Annotated in this window: 21 protein-coding genes; 8 read left to right on the forward strand and 13 right to left on the reverse strand. The window is 69.0% G+C overall.

Annotated elements, in window-relative coordinates:
* Window positions 1-231 precede the first annotated feature (231 nt).
* The 4 genes from ACO0LV_RS14335 to ACO0LV_RS14350 all read left to right on the forward strand — a co-directional run bounded on the left by ACO0LV_RS14335 (window position 232) and on the right by ACO0LV_RS14350 (window position 6,764).
* Complete coding sequence (locus tag ACO0LV_RS14335; RefSeq protein ID WP_424788596.1) at window positions 232-954, forward strand: response regulator transcription factor; 723 nt, start codon at window positions 232-234, stop codon at window positions 952-954.
* Between the two features lie 9 nt (window positions 955-963).
* The gene (locus ACO0LV_RS14340; protein ID WP_424788597.1) at window positions 964-2,106 is read left to right on the forward strand and encodes a sensor histidine kinase; all 1,143 of its coding nucleotides are present in this window, start codon (window positions 964-966) and stop codon (window positions 2,104-2,106) included.
* Window positions 2,107-2,286: 180 nt separating this feature from the next.
* Window positions 2,287-6,183 (forward strand): multifunctional oxoglutarate decarboxylase/oxoglutarate dehydrogenase thiamine pyrophosphate-binding subunit/dihydrolipoyllysine-residue succinyltransferase subunit, encoded by a 3,897-nt coding sequence (locus tag ACO0LV_RS14345; protein WP_424788598.1) that lies wholly within the window; start codon window positions 2,287-2,289, stop codon window positions 6,181-6,183.
* The gene (locus tag ACO0LV_RS14350; RefSeq protein WP_424788599.1) at window positions 6,180-6,764 is read left to right on the forward strand and encodes a GDSL-type esterase/lipase family protein; all 585 of its coding nucleotides are present in this window, start codon (window positions 6,180-6,182) and stop codon (window positions 6,762-6,764) included. Before ACO0LV_RS14345 ends, ACO0LV_RS14350 begins: the two co-directional genes overlap by 4 nt.
* Window positions 6,765-6,771: 7 nt before the next feature.
* Here the strand turns inward: ACO0LV_RS14350 and ACO0LV_RS14355 are convergent, their stop codons facing one another.
* The gene (locus tag ACO0LV_RS14355; RefSeq protein WP_424788600.1) at window positions 6,772-7,743 is read right to left on the reverse strand and encodes a zinc-binding dehydrogenase; all 972 of its coding nucleotides are present in this window, start codon (window positions 7,741-7,743) and stop codon (window positions 6,772-6,774) included.
* A 149-nt stretch (window positions 7,744-7,892) separates the two neighbouring features.
* On the opposite strand from ACO0LV_RS14355, the gene ACO0LV_RS14360 reads away from it, so the two are divergent.
* Window positions 7,893-7,967, forward strand: a complete 75-nt coding sequence (locus ACO0LV_RS14360) for a 50S ribosomal protein bL37 (RefSeq protein WP_424788671.1) — start codon at window positions 7,893-7,895, stop codon at window positions 7,965-7,967.
* Between the two features lie 92 nt (window positions 7,968-8,059).
* On the opposite strand, the gene rsrA is transcribed toward ACO0LV_RS14360, so the two are convergent.
* Together rsrA and ACO0LV_RS14370 are read right to left on the reverse strand one after the other, a co-directional pair.
* A complete protein-coding gene (rsrA, locus tag ACO0LV_RS14365; RefSeq protein WP_424788601.1) occupies window positions 8,060-8,329 on the reverse strand; it encodes a mycothiol system anti-sigma-R factor in 270 nt (89 codons plus the stop codon).
* Complete coding sequence (locus ACO0LV_RS14370; protein ID WP_424788602.1) at window positions 8,326-9,045, reverse strand: sigma-70 family RNA polymerase sigma factor; 720 nt, start codon at window positions 9,043-9,045, stop codon at window positions 8,326-8,328. Before ACO0LV_RS14370 ends, rsrA begins: the two co-directional genes overlap by 4 nt.
* 116 nt (window positions 9,046-9,161) lie before the next feature.
* Between ACO0LV_RS14370 and ACO0LV_RS14375 the strand changes: the two genes are divergently transcribed.
* Genes ACO0LV_RS14375 through rsgA form a run of 3 tightly spaced genes read left to right on the forward strand, consistent with a single transcriptional unit; the run spans window position 9,162 to window position 11,993 of the window.
* A complete protein-coding gene (locus ACO0LV_RS14375; RefSeq protein ID WP_424788603.1) occupies window positions 9,162-9,668 on the forward strand; it encodes a DoxX family protein in 507 nt (168 codons plus the stop codon).
* Between the two features lie 10 nt (window positions 9,669-9,678).
* A complete protein-coding gene (gene aroA / locus ACO0LV_RS14380) occupies window positions 9,679-10,974 on the forward strand; it encodes a 3-phosphoshikimate 1-carboxyvinyltransferase (protein ID WP_424788604.1) in 1,296 nt (431 codons plus the stop codon).
* Window positions 10,971-11,993 carry a ribosome small subunit-dependent GTPase A gene (gene rsgA / locus ACO0LV_RS14385; protein ID WP_424788605.1) on the forward strand — a complete coding sequence of 341 codons (1,023 nt, stop codon included), beginning with the start codon at window positions 10,971-10,973 and terminating at the stop codon, window positions 11,991-11,993. Before aroA ends, rsgA begins: the two co-directional genes overlap by 4 nt.
* A gap of 67 nt (window positions 11,994-12,060) precedes the next feature.
* Here rsgA and ACO0LV_RS14390 read toward each other — a convergent pair whose 3' ends face one another.
* The 10 genes from ACO0LV_RS14390 to ACO0LV_RS14435 all read right to left on the reverse strand — a co-directional run bounded on the left by ACO0LV_RS14390 (window position 12,061) and on the right by ACO0LV_RS14435 (window position 24,064).
* Entirely contained in the window at window positions 12,061-12,501 is a 441-nt protein-coding gene (locus ACO0LV_RS14390; RefSeq protein WP_424788606.1) for a class I SAM-dependent methyltransferase, read from the reverse strand.
* 5 nt (window positions 12,502-12,506) lie between these two features.
* Window positions 12,507-12,902 carry a YciI family protein gene (locus tag ACO0LV_RS14395; protein ID WP_424788607.1) on the reverse strand — a complete coding sequence of 132 codons (396 nt, stop codon included), beginning with the start codon at window positions 12,900-12,902 and terminating at the stop codon, window positions 12,507-12,509.
* Between the two features lie 31 nt (window positions 12,903-12,933).
* Window positions 12,934-13,869, reverse strand: a complete 936-nt coding sequence (locus ACO0LV_RS14400; RefSeq protein ID WP_424788608.1) for a helix-turn-helix domain-containing protein — start codon at window positions 13,867-13,869, stop codon at window positions 12,934-12,936.
* 94 nt (window positions 13,870-13,963) lie between these two features.
* A complete protein-coding gene (locus tag ACO0LV_RS14405) occupies window positions 13,964-14,713 on the reverse strand; it encodes a succinate dehydrogenase/fumarate reductase iron-sulfur subunit (protein ID WP_424788609.1) in 750 nt (249 codons plus the stop codon).
* Entirely contained in the window at window positions 14,710-16,683 is a 1,974-nt protein-coding gene (locus ACO0LV_RS14410; protein ID WP_424788610.1) for a fumarate reductase/succinate dehydrogenase flavoprotein subunit, read from the reverse strand. The genes ACO0LV_RS14405 and ACO0LV_RS14410 overlap by 4 nt, the downstream gene beginning before the upstream one ends.
* Window positions 16,683-17,402, reverse strand: coding sequence for a succinate dehydrogenase cytochrome b subunit (locus ACO0LV_RS14415; RefSeq protein ID WP_424788611.1), 720 nt, complete (start codon window positions 17,400-17,402; stop codon window positions 16,683-16,685). Before ACO0LV_RS14415 ends, ACO0LV_RS14410 begins: the two co-directional genes overlap by 1 nt.
* A 75-nt stretch (window positions 17,403-17,477) precedes the next feature.
* On the reverse strand, window positions 17,478-17,900 hold the full coding sequence (locus ACO0LV_RS14420; protein ID WP_424788612.1) for a VOC family protein: 423 nt from the start codon (window positions 17,898-17,900) through the stop codon (window positions 17,478-17,480).
* Between the two features lie 65 nt (window positions 17,901-17,965).
* A complete protein-coding gene (locus ACO0LV_RS14425) occupies window positions 17,966-19,453 on the reverse strand; it encodes a mannitol dehydrogenase family protein (RefSeq protein ID WP_424788613.1) in 1,488 nt (495 codons plus the stop codon).
* A gap of 136 nt (window positions 19,454-19,589) precedes the next feature.
* Entirely contained in the window at window positions 19,590-21,413 is a 1,824-nt protein-coding gene (locus ACO0LV_RS14430; RefSeq protein ID WP_424788614.1) for a DUF4185 domain-containing protein, read from the reverse strand.
* Between the two features lie 89 nt (window positions 21,414-21,502).
* Complete coding sequence (locus tag ACO0LV_RS14435) at window positions 21,503-24,064, reverse strand: GH116 family glycosyl-hydrolase (RefSeq protein WP_424788615.1); 2,562 nt, start codon at window positions 24,062-24,064, stop codon at window positions 21,503-21,505.
* Between the last annotated feature and the right edge of the window lie 35 nt (window positions 24,065-24,099).

Genomic DNA, 24,099 nt, shown 5'->3' on the forward strand with positions numbered 1-24,099 from the left:
GGAAGTCGCCACACCTGTGGACAATTCCTTCACAACCCGCAGCACCCGGCACCCCTGCCCGCGCGCACGGTTCACCCCCTCGCGCGCGGATGTGTGCGCCAGACGGATGACGTGCTGGGCAGACGCGGGGGTTCACCCCCTCGCGCGGGGATGTGTGGTCGAGGATCGCGGCCCACAGGTCGGCCAGGAGGGTTCACCCCCTCGCGCGGGGATGTGTGACAGAGTTTGGCCATGCCTGGCACGACAGCGACCGTGGCCCTGATCATCGAGGACGAGACGGAGATCGCCGCCCAGATCGCCCACCGGCTGGAAGCCGAAGGGTGGCAGGTGCACGTGGCCCACGACGGCCACGCCGGGGTCGAGCGCGCCCGCGAGGTGCGCCCGGACATCATCGTGCTGGATGTGATGCTGCCCGGCATCGACGGCCTGGAGGTGTGCCGCCGGATCCAGTCCGACCACCATGGTGAGTCGGCACCGGGCGCCCCGATCCTGATGCTCACCGCGCGCGACGATGAGACCGACATGATCATCGGTCTGGGGGTGGGCGCCGATGACTATATGACCAAACCATTCTCGATGCGTGAGTTGCTCGCCCGGCTCAAGGTGCTGCTGCGACGAGTGCAGCGGGCCCGCAACGCGGCGGTGAACAGTTCCGCCGAACCTCCGATCCAACTCGGCGACGTGCGGATCGACCGCGCCTCGCGCCGGGTGCAGCGGGGCGGGGAGCCGGCACATCTGACCCCCACCGAGTTCGACCTGTTGGTCTGCCTGGCCACCCAACCGGGCACCGTCCTGTCCCGCGAGCGCCTCCTCGCCGAGGTGTGGGACTGGGCCGACGCCTCGGGCACGAGGACCGTGGACTCCCACGTCAAAGCGCTGCGGCGGAAGCTGGGTGCGGACCTCATCCGCACCGTGCACGGCGTCGGCTATTCCTTCGAACCCACCGGTGGTTGAGGCACCACCGTGAACACCTCGAGCCTGCGGCACGCGCGTTCCACCGAGGTGACCTGGTGGCGCCGGTTCACCACCGCGCTGGCCGAGTTGCGTCCGCTGGACCCGATGCGCTCGATCAAGATGAAACTGATCGTGATCATCGCTGCCACGGTGGTGATGTTCACGCTGGTGACCTGGGTGGGTATCCGGTTCGATTTCGGCGTGCTACGCACCTTCCCGGTGGCCCTGGTCTCCTCCTTGCTCATCACTCAGATCCTGGCGCGGGGGATGACCCGGCCGCTGCGCGAGATGACTGCCGCTGCCCGGGCGATGGCGCGTGGGGAATACAGCACCCGGGTGCACACCGACAGCCAGGACGAGGTCGGCGAACTCACCACCGCCTTCAACTCGATGGCCACCGAACTGCACACCCTGGACAGCCAGCGACGGGAGATGGTGGCCAACGTCTCGCACGAACTGCGCACCCCCGTCGCCGCACTGCGCGCGCAGCTGGAGAACATGGCCGACGGGGTGGTGCCGGCCGACGGTCCGGCGCTGGAGGCCACGCTGACCCAGTTGGAACGGCTGTCCAGGCTGGTCACCTATCTGCTAGACCTGTCCCGCCTGGAAGCAGGCGCGGTGAACCTGGACCTGACCGATGTGACCGTGCAAGACCTGCTCCAGGAGGTGGCGGACCAGGCCCGTCACGCCGCCGCGCAGCACACCCGTGAACTGACCTGGCAGGTGCGCGCCACCCCGGAGGACCTGCGCTTGCGCGCCGACGTGGAACGCCTGCGGCAGGTCCTGTCCAACCTGGTCGCCAACGCCTCCCGGCACTCGCCCGACGGCGGCCGGATCCAACTGCTGGCACGGTACGGCAGCGCCGGCGACGAGGTGGTGATCGATGTGACCGACGAGGGCGAGGGCATCCCGAAGGCGGACCGGGTCAAGGTCTTCGAACGATTCGAACGCGGCAACGCCCCGGACCAGCGTGTCGGTGAGTCCACCGGCGGCACCGGTCTGGGCCTTGCCATCGCCCGCTGGGCTGTCGGCCTGCACGGCGGCACCATCGCCATCGCGGACTCCACCCCGCCGCTGGGCACCACGGTCCGGGTTCGGCTGCCCACCACGGGACCCTCCCCGGCCCGCAGCACCTGGCCCGGGTCGAAGTGACGGCCACACCAGCAGTCGACCCCATTGAGCGCGATCGCTGACTCGGTGTTGACCGGCTCTTGAACAGCCGGGTCGACATCCGCTCGATCCCGAGATTTCCGTGTGCTCCACGGCACTTTGACGACGTTCCCCGGGACCTCGTCGCTTAGGCTGGGGGTGTTCATCAACACACTCATCGTTGTGGAAGAGGGCGATCCCCGCGTGTCCGAGCAGGCCCCAGCAAACCCCGCGCTGAGCGCGGAATCCTTCGGCGGAAACGAATGGCTCATCGAAGAGCAGTTCGCGAAATACAAGAAGGACGCCTCCCTCGTCGATCCCGCTTGGCGGAAGTTCTTCGCGTCCTACCGTGATGAGGACGCGAGCGCGAGCGCGGACAACGGCACCGACGGCGCGCCCACAGCCGACGGCGCGGATGACGCCGAACAGTCCGAGTCCGGCACCGACGAGACCGGCGGCGCCGAGTCCGGTCGCGACGAACCCGCCCGGCAGGCCAGGGCCGCCCGGGCCGTCGCCGAGCCCGCCCCGGACCCCGCACCGGTGGACGCCGAGGCACACTCGGCCGACTCGGTGCAGGCCGAGAAGACCGACGCCTCGGGCACCCAGGTCCCCGCCGACCTGCCCCCGGCCGCTCCCGAGGTGACCGCCGTGGCCGCCACTGCCACCTACACCTCGGCCCCCACCGCCGGTGGCCCGCGGAGCACCGGCGGCGATGACGAGGCCTCACGGCTGCGTGGGGCCGCGGCCCGCGTGGTCACCAACATGGAGTCCTCGCTGACCGTCCCCACCGCCACGAGCGTACGCTCCATCCCGGCGAAGTTGATGGTGGACAACCGGATCGTGCTGAACAACCACCTGCAGCGCGGCCGGGGCGGGAAGGTCTCCTTCACCCACCTGATCGGGTTCGCGATCGTCGAGGCACTGGCGGATATGCCCGAGATGAACGCCGGCTACCGCGAGGTGGACGGCAAGCCGGGGATCGTCAACCCGGCCAACGTCAACTTCGGCCTGGCGATCGACCTGCCCCGCCCGGACGGCACCCGCCAGCTCCTGGTGCCCTCGATCAAGGGCGCGGAGCAGATGAACTTCGCCGAGTTCTGGCTCGCCTACGAGCAACTGGTTCGCAAGGCCCGCGACGGGAAACTGACGGTGGAGGACTTCGCCGGCACCACCATCACCCTGACCAACCCCGGAACCATCGGCACCGAGCACTCGGTACCGCGGCTGATGCAGGGCCAGGGCACCATCGTCGGCGTGGGCGCCATGAACTATCCGGCCGAGTTCCAGGGCGCCTCGTCCGAGACCCTGGCCCGGATGGGCATCTCCAAGACGATGACCCTGACCTCCACGTACGACCACAGGATCATCCAGGGCGCCCAGTCCGGTGACTTCCTGCGGATCGTTCACTCCAAGCTGCTCGGTGAGGACGGCTTCTACGACCGCGTCTTCGCGTCGTTGCGCGTCCCCTACGAGCCGGTCCGCTGGACCACCGACATCGCCGGCACCGAGGACGAGGAACTCACCAAGCCGGCCCGGATCGCCGAACTGATCCACGCCTTCCGGTCCCGCGGCCACCTGATCGCCGACACCGACCCGCTGGCCTACCGCCAACGCAAGCACCCCGACCTGGACGTGCAGAACCACAACCTGACCCTGTGGGACCTGGACCGGACCTTCCCCACCGGCGGATTCGGTGGCAAGGCCCGGATGCCGCTGCGCGACATCCTCGGACTGCTGCGCAACTCCTACTGCCGCACCATCGGCGTGGAGTACATGCACCTGCACGATGGCGCCCAGCGACGCTGGTTGCAGCGCCGCCTGGAGTCGGGCTGGACCAAGCCGGTCGGAGCCGAGCAGCGCCAGATCCTGCGCACCCTCAACGCCGCCGAGGCGTTCGAGACGTTCCTGCAGACCAAGTACGTGGGTCAGAAGCGCTTCAGCCTCGAAGGTGGCGAGTCCCTCATCCCGATGTTGGACCGGATCCTGCAGCGCGCCGCCCAGGAGGGCCTGGACGAGGTGGCCATCGGGATGCCGCACCGTGGCCGGATGAACGTGCTGGCCAACATCGCGGGCAAGTCCTACCGGCAGATCTTCGCCGAGTTCGAGGGCAACCAGGACCCGCGCACCGTGCAGGGCAGTGGTGACGTCAAGTACCACCTGGGCACCGAGGGCACCTACACCGCTGTGGACGGGGAGACCACCAAGGTCTACCTGGCTGCCAATCCCTCCCACCTGGAGGCGGTCAACGGAGTGCTGGAAGGTGTGGTGCGGGCCAAGCAGGACCGGATCGACATGGGCGGCTCGGGCTTCTCGGTGCTGCCGATCCTGATCCACGGTGACGCCGCGTTCTCCGGCCAGGGCGTGGTCACCGAGACCCTCCAGCTCGCTCAGTTGCGCGGCTACCGCACCGGCGGCACCGTGCACATCCTGATCAACAACCAGGTCGGCTTCACCGCCGGTGCCTCCTCCACCCGGTCCACGCTCTACGCCACCGACGTGGCCAAGGGTCTGCAGGTACCGATCTTCCACGTCAACGGTGATGACCCGGAGGCGGTGGCGCACGTCGCGGCGCTGGCCTTCGACTACCGCCAGGAGTTCAACCGCGACGTCATCATCGACATGGTGTCCTACCGTCGCCGCGGGCACAACGAGGGTGATGACCCCTCGATGACCCAGCCGGTGATGTACTCCCTGATCGAGGACAAGCGCTCGGTGCGCACCCTGTTCACCGAGGCGCTGGTGGGACGCGGTGACCTCACCGAGGAGGAGGCCGAGGAGTTCCTCGCCGACTACCGCAAGGAGTTGGAGCGGGTCTTCACCGAGTCGCGCAACGCCGAGAACTCCGGTGACCCGACAACGGTGGCCGGCCTGGAGCGTCCGGAGTCCCAGCAGGAGGACGCCGGGGTGATGGTCGGCTGGCAGACCGCCGTGCCGGCCAACCTGCTGGCCCGCGTCGGTGAAGCGCACACGCGCCCGCCGGAGGGCTTCACGGTGCACCCGAAACTGGACAAGCTGTTGCAGCGGCGGGCCAAGATGGCCACCGAGGGCAACGTGGACTGGGCCTTCGGGGAGTTGATGGCCTTCGGGTCGCTGCTCCTGGAGGGCACCCCGGTGCGCCTGGCCGGTCAGGACTCCCGTCGCGGCACGTTCGTGCAGCGGCACGCGGTCCTGCACGACTACCACACCGGTGCGGAGTGGACCCCGCTGATGTATCTGGCCGCCGACCAGGCCAAGTTCTGGGTGCACGACTCCCTGCTGAGTGAGTACGCGGCACTGGCCTTCGAGTACGGCTACTCGGTGGAGCGTCCCGATGCCCTGGTGCTGTGGGAGGCCCAGTTCGGTGACTTCGTCAACGGTGCCCAGATCGTCATCGACGAGTTCATCTCCTCCGCGGAGCAGAAGTGGGGCCAGAATTCCTCGGTGGTGCTGCTCCTGCCGCACGGGTACGAGGGCCAGGGTCCGGACCACTCCTCGGCTCGGATCGAGCGGTTCCTGCAACTCGGCGCCGAGGACAACATGATCGTTGCCCAGCCCTCCACCCCGGCCAACCACTTCCACCTGCTACGGCGCCAGGCCTACCAGCGCCCGCGTCTGCCCCTGGTGGTGTTCACCCCCAAGCAGCTGCTGCGGCTGCGGGCGGCGACGTCCCAGGTGGAAGACTTCACCACCGGCACCTTCCGCCCGGTGATCGGCGATGAGCACATCGACGCCGCCAAGGTGGACCGGGTGATGCTGTGCAGCGGACGTATCTACTACGACCTGCTCGCGCGCCGGATCAAGGAGAACGACGACCGCACCGCGCTGGTACGGGTGGAGGAGTTCTACCCGCTGCCGGCCGCGGAGATCGCTGCCGAACTCGACCGCTACGGCGACGCCGAACTGCTCTGGGTGCAGGACGAGCCGCGCAACCAGGGCGCGTGGAACTACCTGTACGTGAACCTTCCCGAGGCGGTGCCCGCGGTGGCGCAGCGGGGTATCCGGGGCGTCACCAGGCCGGAATCGGCGGCACCGTCCACCGGCTCGGGCAAGGTGCACGCGCGCGAGCAGGAGACACTGCTGGACGAAGCCTTCACCCGGTGAGCACACGGATCTGCATCGTCGGGGACGAGTTGGTCGCCGGAGTCGGCGATGCCCGCGGCATGGGGTGGGTCGGCCGGGTGGCCGCCCGCACCCGCGCCGAGGAGCCACCGGCGTTCTTCACCCTGGCCGTACCCGGGGAGACCAGCACGGCCTTGGCCGGTCGGTGGGAGAGCGAGTGCAACCGCCGGTTCGGCAAGGAGCCCGGCCACCTGGTGGTGGCGCCTGGGTGTGCTGACCTGGAGCACGGGATCTCCCTGGCGCGGAGCCGGCTGAACCTGGCCAACGTCCTCGACGACGCGGCCTCCCGCGCCATCCCGACCTTCGTCGTCGGGCCTCCCCCGCGTCCGGGAGCGTCCGAGACCGGGCTTGCCGGGTTGTCCGAAGCCTACGCCGACGTCTGCGGGCGGCGGCGGGTGCCCTACGTGGAGACGTTCGCGCCGCTGCGTTCCCACGAGCAGTGGCAGGCAGACGTCGCCGCCGGGGACGGCGTGCACCCCGGCCAGGCCGGCTACGGGCTGCTGGCCTGGCTGGTGTTGCACAACGGCTGGCACTCCTGGCTGGGTCTGCCCGAGGAGAACTGAGGGCCCCTCAGTCGCGGCTGAGCACGACCTTGCCGAACGCCGCACCGGAGTCCAGGCGCGCGAACGCCGCGCGGACTCCCTCCTCGTCGAACCGGTGCACCGAATCCACCACCGGGCGTACCCCGGTGGCCTGCAGCATCGCGAGGAGGCCGTGCAGTTGCTCCAGGGTGCCCATGGTGGTGCCGACCACCCGCAGGCTACGGAAGAACACGCGGTTGAGGTCCGCCGGCGGCATCGCCCCGGAGGTGGCTCCGGCGACGGCGACCACCCCGCCGGGACGCAGCGCACGGAGCGAGTGGGACCAGGTGGCCTCCCCGACGGTCTCGATCACCGCATCCACCGGTTCGATCCGCTCCCCGGCCGCTACCGCCTGGTGCGCACCGATCGCCAGGGCCGCCTCCCGACGCTCCTCGGAGCGGGAGGTGACCACGACGTGCGCGCCCATGGCCCGGGCGAGCACCGTCGCGGCGGTCGCCACCCCGCCGCCGGCACCCTGGATCAGCACTCGCTGCCCGGGCCGTACGCCCGCGGCATCGACCAGGAGGCGGTACGCGGTCAGATAGGCGGTGGGCAGGCAGGCCGCATCGGGGAAGGACATCCCGTCGGCGATGGCGACCACGTTCCGTGCGGGAACCCAGACCCGCTCGGCCAGCGTGCCCGGGTAGCGCTCGGAGAGCAGGCTGCGTCGCGGGTCCACGGTCTCCTCCCCCACCCAGCCCGGGCTGGTCAGCACCGCGTGCACCAGCACCCGCCGCCCGTCGGGGTCGAATCCGGCCGCGTCGGTGCCCAGCACCATTGGAAGCCGGTCGGCACTCAGACCCACACCGCGAAGACTCCACAGGTCATGGTGGTTCAGCGAGGCCGCTCGGACCTGCACCGGCACCCAGTCGGCCTCGGGCGGGTGAAGATCCAGCGGGCCGATGCCCAATCCGGTCAGCGGGCGGTCGGGATCCTGGCTCCGGACGTAGACACAGCGCATCGGCACAGCCTAGTGGTGGCCCGGACCCGACGCCCGGGGTCGCGATCGTGGCGGCCTACCCCTGTGATTGTCACCCGAGGGGCCCCGTGTGGGATGATGGGCGGTGGTCTCCGACCCCTACGTGACCGACGAACCGGAAGGTGCGCCCGATGAGCAAGCGCGGACGTAAGCGCAAGGCCCGCCGCAAGAACGCTGCCAACAGCGGCAAGCGTCCCAACAGCTGAGCCAGCGCGACACGCAACCAGTCAGATCAGCGCCGAGTGCGGATCCTTCGATCCCCTCGGCGCTGTTGCGTCTCCCGGCTTCGTGCCCGCACTCAGCGTGAGGTGCTGCGCTGCACCGTGATCTGGGAGAGCACCCGCAACCGCAGCGAGGGCGGCGCCACCTCAGCGCAGGAGCGACGCAGCACCACCCGCAGGGACTGTTCGGAGGCGAGGGCCTCCAGGCACTGGGCGCAGTCTTCGATATGGGTGCGCAGGCGTTCCAGTTCGCGCTCGTCCATCTCCGAGTCCAGGTACTCGGACAGATGCTCCAACGCCTCGGCGCAGTTGCACAACTGGGCTGCGCGGCGGATCTCTGAGTTCATACCTTCTCCACCTTGATCCCCAGGGACCGGGCATGGTCGGCCAGCAGGGTGCGCAACTGCGCGCGGCCTCGATGCAGGCGCGACATCACCGTACCGATCGGGGTGTCCATGATCTCGGCGATCTCCTTGTAGGCGAACCCCTCCACGTCGGCCAGGTACACCGCCAGGCGGCGATCCTCAGGAAGCGCTGTCAACGCCTCCTTCACCACGTCGTCACCCAGGGCGTCGATCGCCTCGGCCTCGGCCGAGCGCAACCCGGTGGAGGTGTGCGAGGCCGCGCGATGAATCTGCCAGTCCTCGACCTCCTCGGCGTCGGACTGCTGCGGCTCACGCTGCTTCTTGCGATACGAATTGATGTAGGAGTTGGTCAGGATCCGGTACAGCCACGCCTTCAGGTTGGTGCCCGGGCGGTACTGACCGAAGGCCGCATAGGCCTTGGAGAAGGCCTCCTGGACCAGGTCCTCGGCATCCTCGGGCTTGCGGGTCATCCGCAGCGCTGCGCCGTAAAGTTGGTCCAGGTAGGGCAGTGCTTCGTCCTGGAAGCGGCGGTCACGCTCTGCGACGGTCTCCTCCTCGGGCGCACGCCGGGGCGACCGCTCGTCCTGAGCGGCGCCGGTCCCGGAGGCTTCACCGTGATCATTCATCACCTGCAAGCCTAGCCCTCCCCAGCCCTCGCGCAGCCCGGCGGGCACAGCCTGCTCACGGTCCCTCGTCATCACCTGCACATCATGGACAACCGTCTCCACCCGCCCGGCTATTCCCAACGCTCGCCGATAGGGCCATCTCACCGAAAAGCTCGCGCTCGCGCCCATTCTGCGGTAGCAATGGACCTATGACTTCGCTGCGCAGACTGGCCCGCCCCTTGCTCGCCTCCGTGTTCATCGTGGACGGGTGGGACGCGATGCGGAATCCGGAACGGCACGCCGAGAAACTCGAGCCGGTCGCCAAGCCGCTCAAAGCCGCCTCCGAGAAGGTCTCGGGACTGCCCGAGGACACGGTGACGCTGGCCAAGATCAGCGGTGCCATCTCGGTGGGGGCCGGGGTGCTGCTGGCCACCGGCAGAGCGCCCCGCCTGGCCGCCGGGATCCTCGCCCTGGTCGCAGTCCCGCTCACAGTGCTGAACCGGCCCACCACCGGCACACCCGAGGAGCGCCGCGCCGCGCGCAGCGCGCTGCTACGCAACCTGGGTCTGCTCGGTGGGTTGATCATCGCCGCCTCCGACCGTGAGGGTGAGCCGTCGCTGGGTTGGAAACGGCGCAACGCCAAGGAGCACCGCGCCGAACTCGCCGAGGTGAAGTCGGACATGCGCAGCCGGGTGAAGGCAGCCAAGGCCGCATGAGGCCCTCTCGATGACCACCGATCAGGTGTGGGCGGCTCCGCTTGCCACCCTGGGCCTCGACGCCACCGTCGTGATCCCCGGATCGAAGTCGCTGACCAACCGTTACCTGCCCCTGGCCGCCCTGGCTGAGGAGCCGACCACCATCACCGGTGCGCTGCGCTCCCGGGACGCGGACCTGATGATCGGGGCGCTGCGGTCGCTGGGCACCACGATCACCATCGGCGAGCAGGACCCCACCTCGATCTCCATCACTCCCGGTGCGTTACAGGGCGGGGCCCGGATCGACTGCGGCCTGGCCGGGACCGTGATGCGGTTCATCCCCCCGATCGCAGCGCTGGCCACCGGCCCGGTGCACCTGGACGGGGACGTCGCGGCCCGGTCCCGGCCGATGGGTCCGGTGCTCACTGCCCTGACGGACCTGGGCGTGGCTCTCAGTGGCGAGCAGGACCCGCCGCAGTTCCTGCCGGTGACCGTGCACGGCGCGGGCGCCGTCGAGGGTGGACAGGTGCAGATCGATGCCGCCGCCTCCTCCCAGTTCGTCTCCGCTCTGTTGCTGGCGGCCCCACGGTTCACCTCCGGGCTCACCCTGCGCCACGTCGGGTCGGCGCTGCCCAGCCAGCCCCACATCGACATGACGGTCGCCACGCTGCGCGAACGGGGTGTCGTCGTGGACGACACCACCGCAGGACAGTGGCGGGTCGAACCGGGCCCGATCGCCGGTGGGCACGTCGCCGTCGAGCCGGACCTGTCCAACGCCGCACCGTTCCTGGCCGCCGCGCTGGTGGCCGGTGGGCAGGTACGGATCCCGCACTGGCCCGCCCGCACCACCCAGCCGGGAGCGCTGCTGCCACAGTTCCTGACCGCCTTGGGCGGTCAGGTGAGCCTGGACGACGACGGCGTGCTCACCGCCCGCGGCGGGGGCACCGTGGTACCGGTGGACCTGGACCTGAGCCAGGCCGGGGAACTGACCCCGGCCCTGGCCGCACTGGCCGCCCTGGCACCTGGTCGTTCGAGGCTGCGCGGCATCGCCCACCTGCGCGGGCACGAAACCGACCGGTTGGCTGCACTGGTCACCGAGATCACCCGGCTCGGGGGTCGGGCCGAGGAGACCGAGGACGGCCTGATCATCGACGGCGGCGACCTGCGCCCCGCGGTGCTGCGGACCTACCACGACCACCGGATGGCGATGTTCGCCGCCATCATCGGCCTGGCGGTGGACGGGGTGGGTGTGGTGGATGTGGCCACGACCGCCAAGACCGTGCCCGGCTTCGCCACTATGTGGCACTCGATGCTCACCGGGGCATGAGGTCACCGCGCGAGTACTCCGAGGCGGACGTGCGGATCCGTCCGAACTCCCGTGGCAGCCGGCCGCGCAGCAAGAGGCGTCCGGACCACGCCGACGCGATCCCGGCGCTGGTGATCGGACTGGACCGTGGCCGGGCGCGGCTACTCACCGACGACGGCGTGGCAGTGGTGGCGATGATGGCCCGGGAACTGGGCCGGGCCGCCGTCGTGGTCGGGGACCGGGTGGATGTGGTCGGGGACACCTCCGGCGCCTCCGACACCCTGGCGCGGGTGGTGCGCGTGCACGAACGACACACCGCGCTGCGCCGCTCCGCCGAGGACGTCGAGGGCGCCGAGCGGGTGCTCGTGGCCAATGCCGATCAACTGGTCATCGTCACCGCCCTGGCCGAGCCCGAACCGCGCCCACGCATGGTGGACCGCTGCCTGGTAGCGGCCTTCGACGCCGGCATGGATGCCTTACTGTGCCTGACCAAGGCGGACCTGGCCGACCCCGAGGAGTTCCTGTCCGCCTATACCTCCCTGGGCGTCTCCGCGGTGGTCACCGCCGCACCCGGGGCGGCCACGCCGTCGGACATCACCGGCTTGGCGGAACTTCGCGAGGCCGTGACCGGTCGGATGTCGGTGCTGGTCGGTCATTCCGGGGTGGGCAAGTCCACGCTGGTCAACGCCCTGGTCCCGCAGGCGGACCGGGCGGTGGGCAAGGTCAACGTGACCACCGGCCGCGGGCGGCACACCTCTACCTCGGCGGTGGCCCTGCCGCTCCCGCAGGGGGGCTGGATCATCGACACCCCGGGTGTGCGCTCCTTCGGTCTGGCGCACGTGGACCCCGACAGTCTGGTGCTCGCCTTCGAGGACCTGGGTGCCGTCGCCCAGGACTGCCCGCGGGGGTGCACCCACACCGCGGACGCCCCGGACTGCGTACTGGATGACTGGGTGGCCTCGGGGCGGGCCGGAGCGGTCGGAGAGGCCAGGTTGGCCTCGTTCCGCAGGCTGCTGGCCAGCCGCACTTCCTCCGATTGAGGCTACCGGGTGCAGACTCGGACGCTGCGGAACGCGCCAGGTCACCGCTGCACTCGTCGCAGTGGGCTCACCGACGGGGCCGCGGGATGGGCACTTCGCGCAGGGGGTGTGCGCCGGCGATGAAGAGTCGCGCGCGTGGGTGAGTGGCTCCGGCGATGCGCTGCAGGGCCGCGTGCCCGGCTTGGGGGTGGCGGCCGTCGAGCGCGCCGACCCGCACTGCGAAGACGAGATCGAAGGGCTCCTCGTCCTCGGTCAGGACGAAGTCCTCGATCGCCACCTGCCGCGCACTCAAGCGCCCGGAGTCGATCTGTGCGGTCGACCGCTTCTTGAGTTGGTCCACTGCCGTGGCGGACCTGTCGATGGCGAGGAGGTGGCCGGTGGTCAACCGGTCGGCGATCACGCGCGCAGCAGCACCGGGTCCGCACCCGATCTCGAGCACCCGCAGGTGTGGCTCCAGCGGTAGTGCTTGGACGATCCGGGCCAGGCGGGGTGACAGGTGCGTGGACATGCGACTCAGTTCCGGCGCGTGGTCCGCGGGCCGGTGGGCACCGGCTCCAGGTCGATCAGTGGGTGCACCAGGACCTCGCTCGTCGCGGCGTCCGGGATGCGGGCGGCGACCTGGACCGCCTCGTCGGTGGTGGGGCACTCGATCAGGTAGTAACCGGCGAGCACGCCGTCCTGGTAGCCGACTTCTTCTCCGGGGGTACCGGTGGCCAGGGTCACGCCATGACGGACGCGGACCGCCACGGCCTCCTCGGGCGGAGCGAGTGGGCTGCAGTCCAGGAGCCGGCCCTGTGAGTCGAGGTCCTCAATCAGCGCGATGTGCCTCTGCATCTCCCCGTCCGCGCCGTCGGCGGGTATTCCCTGCCACCGGCCCCGTGGCGAGTGCACGAGCAGCAGGAACCTCATGGGGTGGTCTCCTCAGAGCGGAGGGCCCGGCTCATCGCCTACCTCCTGAGCGCCGGTGCAGCCAGTCGATCGGGTCGCCGCCGTCGATGCTTGCTCCGGTCTCGCGCAACATCATCCGCACCAACTGGCGCCGATGTGCGGAGAAGGTGAGCACATGGGCGATGACGCTGCCGATGACGAAACTCTGGGGCGGCCGGCACAGCGCGTCGATGAGTCGGTCCGCCCACGCACCGCGGCGGTCGATGTTGCGGATCGTGGCCAGCCAGCGACCGGCGAGCGCCTCGTGGCGGCCGGCGAGCGTCACGGCGTCGTCGTCACCGAGCACCTCCGGAACCTCATAGCCGGCGATCGCGGCCAACCAGACCTCCTTGGTCGCGACCAGGTGGGACATCGCCTGAGCCACCGACTCATCCGGACCATCCCACTCCAGGGGAGCGTTCCCGGGTAGGCGTACCCGACGGTACTCCTCCTCCGACAGCCCTTCGACCGCCTCCAGCAGGTGACGGACGTCGTCGATGTCGTGGTGCGCCATCATCTCGATGACCTCGCCCGATCCGGACCGGGCCGAGGCGGCCTCACCCTCGCCGAGCCACAGCGAGGTCGGGGGGTGGAAGTGGATGCCGTTGGGGGACGGAAGCCAATGGCTGCTACTGCGGTCAGTGACGGTACTGGGCGGGGAGCCGAACGCCTTCGAGAAGGCCCGCCCGAACCCGTCGACCGACTCATACCCGGCCGCGAGAGCCACCTGCGTCACCGAGGCGCCCCCACCGAGTTGCCACGCCGCCCGCTCCAACAGCACCCGGCGCCGCATCTGCACCGGCGGCTCCCCCGTCCCTCGGGCCAACTCCCGACTGAAGTGGAACGGAGACAGGAAGGCGCCCTCGGCCATCTCCGCCAAGGTGCGATTGTCCTCATCGAGGGCCGTGTCGAGCAACTCCCGCAGGCGGTCGCGTTCCTGATCCGGCATGACAGCAGTATGAACGGGACCACCGCTGCCGCGCCCGACCGATCTTGCGCATCAGGAGTGCGCCGGCCTCACTGCCTCACACCGGTGCGCAGGGCTACCGGCCCCCGTGGGAGAGCGCACCGAGCACGTCGGCGTTCGTCTGGGAGATCACCGACAGCGGGATCCCCTTGGGGCACACCGCTTCGCACTCCCCGATCTGGGTGCACCCGCCGAAGCCCTCGTGGTCGTGCCGGGCGGTCATCGCCAGCGCCCGGGCGTGCCGTTCGGGCTGGCCCTGGGGGAGCTTGCCCAGGTGATCGATCTTGGCGCCCAGGAACAGCGAGGCCGATCCGTTCGGGCAGGCCGCCACACAGGCTCCGCAACCGATGCAGGCGGCGGCGTCGAAGGCGTCCTGGGCGTCGTCCCGGGGCACCGGGGTGGCGTGGGCGTCCGGGGCCGAGCCGGTGTTCACCGAGATGTAACCGCCGGCCTGGATGATGCGGTCGAAGGAGGACCGGTCCACCACCAGGTCGCGCACCACGGTGAACGGCTCGGCCCGGAAGGGCTCGACGTCGATCACGTCGCCGTCGTTGAAGCTGCGCATGTGCAACTGGCAGGTGGTGACGAGCTGTTTGGGCCCGTGCGCCAGGCCGTTGATGACCAGTCCGCACGCACCGCAGATTCCCTCGCGGCAGTCGTCGTCGAACGCGATCGGGTCGTCGCCGGCCATGGTGAGGCGCTCGTTGAGCATGTCGAGCATCTCCAGGAAGGACATGTCCGGGGAGATGCCCTCCACCTGGTAGGTGACCATCCGGCCGTTGTCGGTGGCGGTGCGCTGCCGCCATACGCGCAGAGTGATGTTCACTTGTAGCTCCGCTGCTTCATCTCGACGTACTCGTACTCCAGGTCTTCCTTGTGCAGGACCGGTTTGGCGTCCTCTCCGGTGTACTCCCAGGCCGCCACGTAGGCGAAGTTCTCGTCGTCCCGCAGCGCCTCACCGTCCTCGGTCTGATGTTCGGCGCGGAAGTGCCCACCGCAGGACTCCTCCCGGTGCAGGGCGTCGATGCACATGAGTTCGCCGAGTTCCAGGAAGTCGGCGACCCGGCCGGCCCGCTCCAGGGACTGGTTGAACTCCGCCGCGGTACCGGGCACCCTGACGTTGCGCCAGAACTCCTCACGCAGCGAGCGGATCAGGCCGATCGCCTTCGTCAGGCCCTCGGCGCTGCGCTCCATGCCGCAGTACTCCCACATGATGTCGCCGAGTTCGCGGTGGAAGGAGTCCACCGTGCGCTCACCGTTGATGCTCAGGAGTTTCTCGATCCGCTCGGTCACGGCCGCCTTGGTGGCCTGTGCCTCGGGGTGGTGCTCATCCACCGGCGGCAGCGGGTTGTCCGCGAGGTAGTGCGCCAGCGTGGGTGGCAGCACGAAGTAGCCGTCCCCCAACCCCTGCATCAGCGCGCTGGCACCGAGCCGGTTGGCGCCGTGGTCGGAGAAGTTGGCCTCCCCGGTCACGAACAGCCCCGGGATGGTGGACTGCAGGTCGTAATCCACCCACAACCCGCCCATGGTGTAGTGCACCGCGGGATAGATCCGCATCGGCATCTCGTACGGGTTCTCCCCGGTGATCTGCTCGTACATGTCGAACAAGTTGCCGTACTTGCCCTCCACCGCCTTGCGGCCCAATCGGGCGATCGCATCGGCGAAGTCCAGGTAGACCCCGCGCGCCACGCCGTCGACCTTGTGGCCCACCCCGCGGCCCTCATCACACACGTTCTTGGCGGCCCGGGAAGCCACGTCCCGAGGCACCAGGTTGCCGAAGGCCGGGTAGCGACGCTCCAGGTAGTAGTCGCGCTCATCCTCGGGGATATCCTGCGGGGCGCGTTCGTCACCGGGCTTCTTCGGAACCCAGATGCGCCCGTCGTTGCGCAGCGACTCGCTCATCAAGGTGAGTTTGGACTGGTTCGCCCCGGACACCGGGATGCAGGTGGGGTGGATCTGGGTGTAGCAGGGGTTGCCGAAGAAGGCGCCCTTGCGGTGCGCCTTCCAGGTGGCGGTGACGTTGGAGCCCATCGCGTTGGTGGACAGGAAGAACACGTTGCCGTACCCGCCGCTGGCCAGCACCACCGCGTCGGCCATATGGGTCTGGATCTCGCCGGTGACCAGGTCCCGGGCCACGATGCCCCGGGCGTGGCCGTCGATCACGATCACATCGAGCATCTCGTGGCGGGAGAACATCTCCACCGTCCCGGCCCCGATCTGGCGTTCCATGGCCTGGTAGGCCCCCAGCAGCAACTGCTGACCGGTCTGGCCGCGGGCGTAGAAGGTGCGCGAGACCTGCACACCGCCGAAGGAGCGGTTGTCCAGCAACCCGCCGTACTCCCGGGCGAACGGTACGCCCTGGGCCACGCACTGGTCGATGATCTCCACGCTGACCTGGGAGAGCCGGTAGACATTGGACTCCCGGGCGCGGTAGTCACCGCCCTTAACGGTGTCGAAGAACAACCGCTCGATGGAGTCCCCGTCGTTGCGGTAGTTCTTGGCCGCATTGATCCCGCCCTGGGCGGCGATGGAGTGGGCCCGGCGGGGGCTGTCCTGATAGCAGAACGCCTGGACGTGGTAACCGGCCTCACCGAGGGTGGCCGCTGCTGCGGCGCCGGCCAGTCCGGTGCCCACCATGATCACCGAGAGTTTGCGGCGGTTGGCGGGGTTGACCAGTTTCGCCTCGAACCGGCGGGTGTCCCACCGCTCGTTGATCGGCCCAGCCGGAGCCTTGTCATCAGCGATCGGGGCGCCCGAGATATAGAACTCAGTGTCGACGGGCTGGGTGGTACTCACTACACGACTCCGAACAGGACGGCGAAGGGGGGAATGAGGAAGGCGAGGATCATCGCTACCGCGACGACCGTGGCGGCGATGTTCAGGTTCGCACGCACCCGCGGCGATCGGTTCCAGCCGATGCTGGCGAAGGCCGCCCACAGCCCGTGGCGCAGGTGGAAGCCCAGGGCGATCAGGGCGATCGTGTAGGTGGCCACCACCCACCAGATCTCGAACCCGTTCACCGTTCGCTCGTACGGGCTTCCGGAAGCACCACCGGGGGCGATGTGGTTCGTGGTCAGGTGCAGGATGTGGTAGATCACGAACAACCCGATGACCACCCCTCCCCACCGCATCGTGAACGAGGCGTAGGACCGCTGGTGGCCGCGCCGGGCGTTGCTGCTCACGTACCGGGCGGCACCCTTGCCGGCGGTCGCGCCGCGGTTGCGCCGCCATAGCGTCACCGCTGCGTAGATATGCGCTCCGATAGCGGCCAGCAGCACGATCCGCAGGATCCACAGCGCGCCGCTGTAGGGCAACAGGGGCTGGCCGATCTCACGCAGGTAGGCCGAGTAGGCATCGAAGGCCTCCTGCCCGGAGAAGATCTTGAAGTTGCCGTAGGCATGGGCGATCAGGAATCCGACCAGGATCAGCCCGCTGACGGCCATGACAGATTTGAGCACGATGCTCGAGCGCCACGTCGGGATCGGTGGCCTGGTGTTCAATGTTGGGGTTGCCACCCCTTCACCGTACTCTCTTTGGCGACCGTCCCCTCACACTTCCTTCACCGGCAGCGGGTCGTGTCGCCGGGTGGTTCAGCCCTCGGGATCCTCCAGTGCGGCCTGGATCTGCTCGGGGCTCCGGGTCATCGGTGTCTGCAGCAGCCACTCGTGGCCGAAGGGGTCGCGCACCCGTCCGCCGCGCGCCCCGTAGGGCTGGTCGGCCACCGGGAAGACCACCTGGCCGCCGGCCGCCACCATCTGCTCGGCCAGACCGTCCGGATCGTCGGTGCTCACATCGAGCAGCACGCCCGGCCGGCCCAACGTCTGCGGGCTGGGGTCGTGCTCGTCGGCATCCTTGAGAAGAAGGGCGACACCGAACACCGCCAGTTCGGCGAACACCACGGAGTCCCCCATCGTGTACCGCTGCCGCACCGTGGCCCCGAGGGCCCGGGAGTAATAGTCGATCGCGCTATCGGCCTCGTGGACGACGAGTTTGGGCGTGAGTGTGATGGGCATGCCTCCAGTGTGCCGCCCATGCTGGTCCCGGGCTTGGACATTTCAGCGGGATGGGTTCGTTCCGTTCAGTGGATCCGCGCCCCGGCCATGAGCGATTCGAGTGCCGCTCGCGCTCCGTCCCGGTGCAAGTCGGTCAGCGCGGACCGGTATGCCGTGACGAACCGGTCGTCGTCGACGAGGTCACCGAACAGCGTCCGATCGCGCAGGAACGCAAGTCCATCCTGCCGCTGCCGGCCCGCTGCCGCCATCACCCGGTCCCGGCGCTGATCCACGACCTCGATCGGCCGGCCCTGCTCGTCGGTGCCTTCGGCGTACCGCGCCCACGCCGCGACGACGAGGGCCGAGCATGCCACGGATCCGCCGGCCTGCAGGTTCTCCACGACCACCGGTACCAACCACGCCGGAATCCGGTCCGAACTCTCCGCGCAGAGCCGCGCCAGGGTGTCGCGCACATGGGCGTTGGCGAACCGTTCGACGAGTTGGTGCTGATAGTCGCGCAGATCGACACCGGGTACGGGGGGCAGGGTCGGGGCAGCTTCCTCACGCATGTACCGGAGCAGGAAGGACCGGAACAACGGGTCCGCGGCGACCTCATGGGCGTACCGGTACCCGGCGAGGTAGCCCAGGTAGCACAGGGCCTGATGGCCGGCGTTGAGCAGGCGCAACTTCATCATCTCGTAGGGCACCACGTCATCGACCATCTGCACGCCGGCGTCCTGGAACGGCGGACGGCCGGTCGGGAAGTCGTCCTCCAGGACCCACTGGACGAACGGTTCGGCGACGACCGGCCACTCGTCGATGATGCCGAACCGGGTCGCCACCATGGTGCGGTCGGCAGCGGCGGTGGCGGGGGTGATCCGGTCCACCATGGAGTTGGGGAAGGAGACCTCGCCGTCGATCCAGCCGCCCAGATCCGGATCCTGCAGCCTGGCGAACGCCACCAGCATCGCCCGGGCCACGTCCCCGTTGCCCTGGATGTTGTCGCAGGAGACCACCGTGAACGGTGGTACTCCCGCGGCACGGCGCCGCCGCAGCGCCGCCAGCACGTAGCCGAACATCGACGACGGCTCGTCGGGGTGGGCCAGATCGTACTGCAGTTCGGGGGCGGCGGGATCGAGTTCGCCGGTCACCGGGTTGACGTGGTACCCGCCCTCGGTGACGGTCAGCGAGACTATCCGAACCGCGGGATCAACCATCTGATCGAGCACCGCCGCAGGGTCCGCCGGCCCGTACAGGTACCGCGCGATCGAGCCGATGACCCTGGGTTCCAGCGTCCCGTCCGGGTGCTTGGTCACCAGTGTGTACAGCCCGTCCTGCGCCTGGAGCACGTCGGCCATGTGCCGGTCCCCCGGTAGCAGCCCCACGCCGCAGATGGCCCAGTCCCGGGCGGTCCCGTCCTGCATGAGTCGATCCACGTACATCGCCTGGTGGGCCCGGTGGAATCCGCCTACCCCGAAGTGCACGATCCCGACGCGCAACTGCGTGCGGTCGTAGGCCGGAGCCGGCACCGTCGCGGAGACGGCCTCCAGCGTGTCACGGTTCAGCACTTTCACGGGTGCCTCCTTCTCCTCGGCCGGTTCACGGTACGCCCGGCTCGCCTCGGAAACCAAGTGACACGCGCGCACCGGTGCCGGAGCCGGTGGGATACGCAGAGGTGCCAGCGAGCGCCTGCCACCAGGTACACCTGGTTCACCCGGTGGCCTCCCGCAGGGCCACGGCCTCGTGCCGCAGATGCGAGGCAGCCTCCGGCGTCAAGGTGTCGGGGCGTTTGGGGTTGTCCAGGTGACGGATGAACCGGTCCAGTGCGACGTGCGCAGGCTGGGTGCGCCCATCGTCCAGGTGTCGTTCGACTTGGTCCAGCGCTCCGGCCAACTGATGAGCGATCGGTCCGGCCACCGCACCGTCGGCCGTGTAGGCCTCCAGACTGGCTCGCAGCGCGTCGACCGAGGGCGGGTCGGGTTCGGCCTCGGTTCCGCCGGCGATCAGCGTGAAGTCGTCGATCTGGACCCAGCGGTCACCGTCCAGGTTGCTGCCGACGTAGACCTCCACGGCGGTGTTCGGTCCGGAATTGAAGGTCAACGCCTGACGCTCGTACACGGGCAGTTCGGTGAACTCGGTCTCGGCGAGGACCTGGGCGCCCGGGCCCACCTGACGAACGCCCAGCGCGCCCTGGGCCGGTTCGCCACCGGTGGTGACGAAGGCCGACAGGTCGTAGGTGGTGTTCGGCTCCACCGGCACCTGCTGGTGCACATCGATCCATCCGGTGTTGTGCCGCATCCAGGCTTGGTTGCTGCCCGAATGGGCCCAGTTGATGTCGCGATCGATGCCGCAGTTCCCGGTGCAGGACCAGACGTCGCTCACCGCACCGGATTCGCCGGCGCGTTCGAAACTGGGATCGGCGATCAGGTTGGGGCGGGTGATCTGTCCGTCGGTATCGAGATCGAAAGCGAGCTGGTAGATGTTGTACGGCTCCCACAGCGACATCATGAAGTGCACCGTGGGGCCCTCGTTCCAGGGGTGCATGTACGGGGAGTACAGACCCGGATAGTCTGCGAAACTCGCGACGATCTGAGGCTGGCCCCACGGGCCCTCGGGAGCCGGCGCGGTGCGCACCACGACGTCGACCTCCTCGTTCAGGTACATCATCAGCCACTGCCCGGAGTGTTCGTGGTACTGCACGGACAGTTCGGAGACGTTGGGGGCCACGACGTCGACCGCGGCGGTCTCCTCGGGGTCCCAGCCGGCGCCGTCCCAGTAGGTGTAGGAGTCCTTGTCCAGGATCTCTTCCTCGGGTACCCGCGCCACCTGGGCCGCGCCGAGGCGGCCGTTCGGCGTGCCGTGCATGTAGATGTAGCCGTCCCCCTGCCCGCGCACGAAACTGACCATCTGGAAGTTGTTGTCACCGGCTTCGGTGTTGGTCCACTCCGGACCGTCGGTGTCATTCCAGGTCTCCCCGTTGTCCTCGGAGTAGGCGATCCGGGAGTAGTTGGTGTCCCACTCCCCCGGCTCTCCCCACTGGCGCACTGACATGAACGCCAGGTACTGGGTGTCATCCACGGCGATCCCGGCGGTGGGGATGGTGGTGTGCTCGGTGCCCGGGTCCTTCAGCGAAGGGATGATCTCGGCCGCGTCACCGTCGCCGTCCAGCACTGCGCTATCCAGCATCATGCCGGTGGCGAAGTCGGCATCGGAACTGCGCAGCAGACCATTGGAGCGCCAGTCCGGCCCACCGGCAGGGGCCGTGGCGAAGGTGTCACCGATGGCAAACATGATCTGCCCGGCCCCGTTGTCCCACATCAACCCCAGGTCGGTACCCCCGACGTTCCACCGGGAGTCCGTGTCGTTGATCGAACCCGACCCGGTGATCTTCGCGATCATCTGCGCCGGAGAATGTTCTTCCGAGGCTGCTGCGGGCGTAGCCGCCAGGACCACCCCCGCTGCTGCCAGCGCCAGTGTGCCCAGGGCAGCGGTTGCCCTGGTGCCCGTTCTGCTAGATGTGCTAGTTGTGCTCATATCCCTCTCCTTGGCGTCATTGCCTGTGCCGGCGACCGCCGGCACGAGTGTCCTCCTGGACCGCTGCGCTGCTTCGACGGCGCAGCGCATCAACGGATGGTTCTCACCTCCCCCGTGGCCAACATCAGCGGGCCACCGAGCAGATCCTGCCCGTCGACCACGAGACGCTCGATCTCGAACCGACCGTGCCGGCACGTCATCTCCACCCCGTCGGGCACCGGCCGGAGCGTGCCCCAGCCGTCGTCGGTGAGCACCGGCCAGCCGCCGTCGGGCATAGCCGCCACCTGCAGGGTGCCGGTGGTGGCGTCCCAACGGTGCCCAGTGCGAGCTTCCAGGACCGTCCATCCCGACAGAGCCCGCACGTAGTGGTCTCCGCACTCAACCTGGTTGTACGGATTGCGTCGGCGCCCGTCGTACCGGGCCCACAGTCCGGTCAGGATCGCGTCGGCTTCCTCGGTCAGCCCTTCCATCAGGCAGTGCGCGGCCACCTGCTGCTCGATCCCGGTCCACACCTCATCGCAATACCGGGTGGGCGTGGCCGGGCGGCCCCCGTGCGGCCAGGAGCACATCAGCAGCCCGGTCTCATCCTGGACCGCGAAGGACCGGAATGGGTGGTCGAAGCCGTCGAAGCCGGTGCGCAGGTTGTGCCGGACCACCGAAGCCAGCGCAGTACGCACGTGATCGGCCGGGAGCAGGTACCCCAAGTCCACGGTGTGGGCCCACCACTGCCCGATCAGTTGGTCGGACAGGCAGCCGCGCTCCCATTGGAACTTGGTCGGATCGCCTTCCTCGAGCACCTGGATGTAGTACTCCCCGGTGAAGAGGGCGTCATCGTAGGCGACCGAGGACCGTTCGAACCATTCCCGCCACCTGGTGGCGATGTCGGTGTGGCCGAGCAGCTGGGCCAACTCCTCGCCCGCGCGCAGTGCCGCGAGCCAGTAGGTGCCCATGAAGGTGTTCAGGCCGGCCAGGTCAATGTCGTGGGTGGAGGGTTGTATGCCGTGCAGCATCCCGGTGCCCTGGGGATCCCAGGTTGCGGCGACGTACTCCAGCAGTCGGTGGATGTTGGGCCAGTACGTCCTGAGCCAGTCCTGTCCGGCTCCGGTGCGCACCTCCCGATACGTCTGCAGGACGGTCGCGAGCATCCCGTCCAGTGCGGGCTCTCCCGGTCCCCCGATCGGCCGGTCCCATAGTTGGGGTAGGTGGGTCGGGGCGATCAGCCGGTGCGGAATGAACCCTTGCGGGGCCTGCATGACCTCGAACTGAGTCCGCCGCATCGACCGTTCCAGGTCCGGGAACATCTTCGCCAGTCCCTGGGCATAGGCGAACACATGCGTACAGTTCAGCGGACAGGACCCGCCAACGTCCCCGGACCACATCGTGGTCGAGGCGCCATGCACTCCCTCGAACCCGTAGAACCTTCCGTCCTCATCGCGGAAGAAACTCGGGCTCCTGATGATCGCGGCCTGGGCGAGCAGATGCTCTGTCTCCGTCGCGCTCAGTCCCGAGCCGGCGACCGTGCGTACCCACCGGCGGGAGACCGACTCCAGACCCCTCCATTGCTGCTGCACCTGCCGGCTCACCGCCAACGCGTCGGCATGCACGGTGGTGTAGTGGTTGCCGAGCCGGTACCTGGTAGCCCCCCACTCGGGCCGGATCCCCCCGAACTGGGTGAAGTTGACATACCGGTTCGGAAAGTGCCACGTGAGGACGAACCGCACGTGCACGCTCTGCCCGGGAGGCACGTCGATCTGACCCGCCAAACCACCGTTCCAGGTGGCTCCGGTCGGGCTTGGCCGTGCCCGGCTCCAGGTGCCCGTGGGTTGTGGATCGGCGATCCATGAGGGCATGTGGGCCCAGTCCTGGGGACCGAACGGTTGCCGCGAGCGCATGAAGTCCAGGAACTGGTGCGGGCTGGTCCAAGCGGGTAGTGCCGTGGTCAACGGAGCATCACAAGCGAGCACCATGGAACCGGCGCCGGGGTCATCCGGGGCCAGCGACGGGTTCTCCAGCACCAGGTTGGTCCAACCCCCGTCCCGGTGGACCCGGTTGACGTTGCCACCGTATCCGGGCGCGCGCACGCCGTCGGGGGCCAGGACGCCGTCACCTCCCACAGCGTTCTGGATCGCCCCGCCCAGCCAGGCGGCCACGGGGGTCACGTCGTGGTTGGTGAGGGTGAGGGTGAACAGGACGGCGGGCAGCGAGCTGTTCTGCACATCCAGCGGCACTAACGGGGTGAAGGCTTCCAGACTCACTTGCACGGGCAGCGTCTCGTCGTGGAAGTCGACCCGCCCGAAGGGGTACTGGCCGGTGAAGGTGGATTCGGGCATCGGCTCGGCCTGCTCGAGCAGTTCACGCTGCCAGTTCGGGACGTGGTCGTCGTTGACCAGCGGGGTGTGGGTCTGTTCCGCCGTCGGCGCAGGTGCCTGCAGAATCCGCACGGCGTCGAACGGTGGTTCCCACTGGCTCACCCGGAGCGCGAAGAAGGATCCGGGAAGATCGCCACGATGGTTGCCGATGTTGTGCAGTTGCCACTGTCGCAACCCGCCATCGGCGCCCAGGGCGAGGTTGCCGGTGCCGATCCCGCCCAGCGGCAGGGCCACATGGGGCCCGAGCGCATGCGGGATCGACCGGGGGCCGGTGTCAGCCATGGGACTCCTTCACTGCAGCGCATCGAGCGCCGCTG

It is taken from the genome of Pseudactinotalea sp. Z1739 (assembly GCF_049725055.1).
In the GTDB taxonomy this organism is placed as follows: domain Bacteria; phylum Actinomycetota; class Actinomycetes; order Actinomycetales; family Beutenbergiaceae; genus CALKWS01.

Bases quoted from the DNA above. Each gene is read 5' to 3' on its own strand.
- ACO0LV_RS14435 (WP_424788615.1), bottom strand. From the start codon at position 24,064: ATGGCTGACACCGGCCCCCGGTCGATCCCGCATGCGCTCGGGCCCCAT.
- ACO0LV_RS14400 (WP_424788608.1), bottom strand. From the start codon at position 13,869: ATGCCGGATCAGGAACGCGACCGCCTGCGGGAGTTGCTCGACACGGCC.
- rsgA (WP_424788605.1), top strand. From the start codon at position 10,971: ATGAGGTCACCGCGCGAGTACTCCGAGGCGGACGTGCGGATCCGTCCG.
- aroA (WP_424788604.1), top strand. From the start codon at position 9,679: ATGACCACCGATCAGGTGTGGGCGGCTCCGCTTGCCACCCTGGGCCTC.
- ACO0LV_RS14370 (WP_424788602.1), bottom strand. From the start codon at position 9,045: ATGACGAGGGACCGTGAGCAGGCTGTGCCCGCCGGGCTGCGCGAGGGC.
- ACO0LV_RS14395 (WP_424788607.1), bottom strand. From the start codon at position 12,902: ATGAGGTTCCTGCTGCTCGTGCACTCGCCACGGGGCCGGTGGCAGGGA.
- rsrA (WP_424788601.1), bottom strand. From the start codon at position 8,329: ATGAACTCAGAGATCCGCCGCGCAGCCCAGTTGTGCAACTGCGCCGAG.
- ACO0LV_RS14335 (WP_424788596.1), top strand. From the start codon at position 232: ATGCCTGGCACGACAGCGACCGTGGCCCTGATCATCGAGGACGAGACG.
- ACO0LV_RS14355 (WP_424788600.1), bottom strand. From the start codon at position 7,743: ATGCGCTGTGTCTACGTCCGGAGCCAGGATCCCGACCGCCCGCTGACC.
- ACO0LV_RS14375 (WP_424788603.1), top strand. From the start codon at position 9,162: ATGACTTCGCTGCGCAGACTGGCCCGCCCCTTGCTCGCCTCCGTGTTC.
- ACO0LV_RS14420 (WP_424788612.1), bottom strand. From the start codon at position 17,900: ATGCCCATCACACTCACGCCCAAACTCGTCGTCCACGAGGCCGATAGC.
- ACO0LV_RS14390 (WP_424788606.1), bottom strand. From the start codon at position 12,501: ATGTCCACGCACCTGTCACCCCGCCTGGCCCGGATCGTCCAAGCACTA.
- ACO0LV_RS14430 (WP_424788614.1), bottom strand. From the start codon at position 21,413: ATGAGCACAACTAGCACATCTAGCAGAACGGGCACCAGGGCAACCGCT.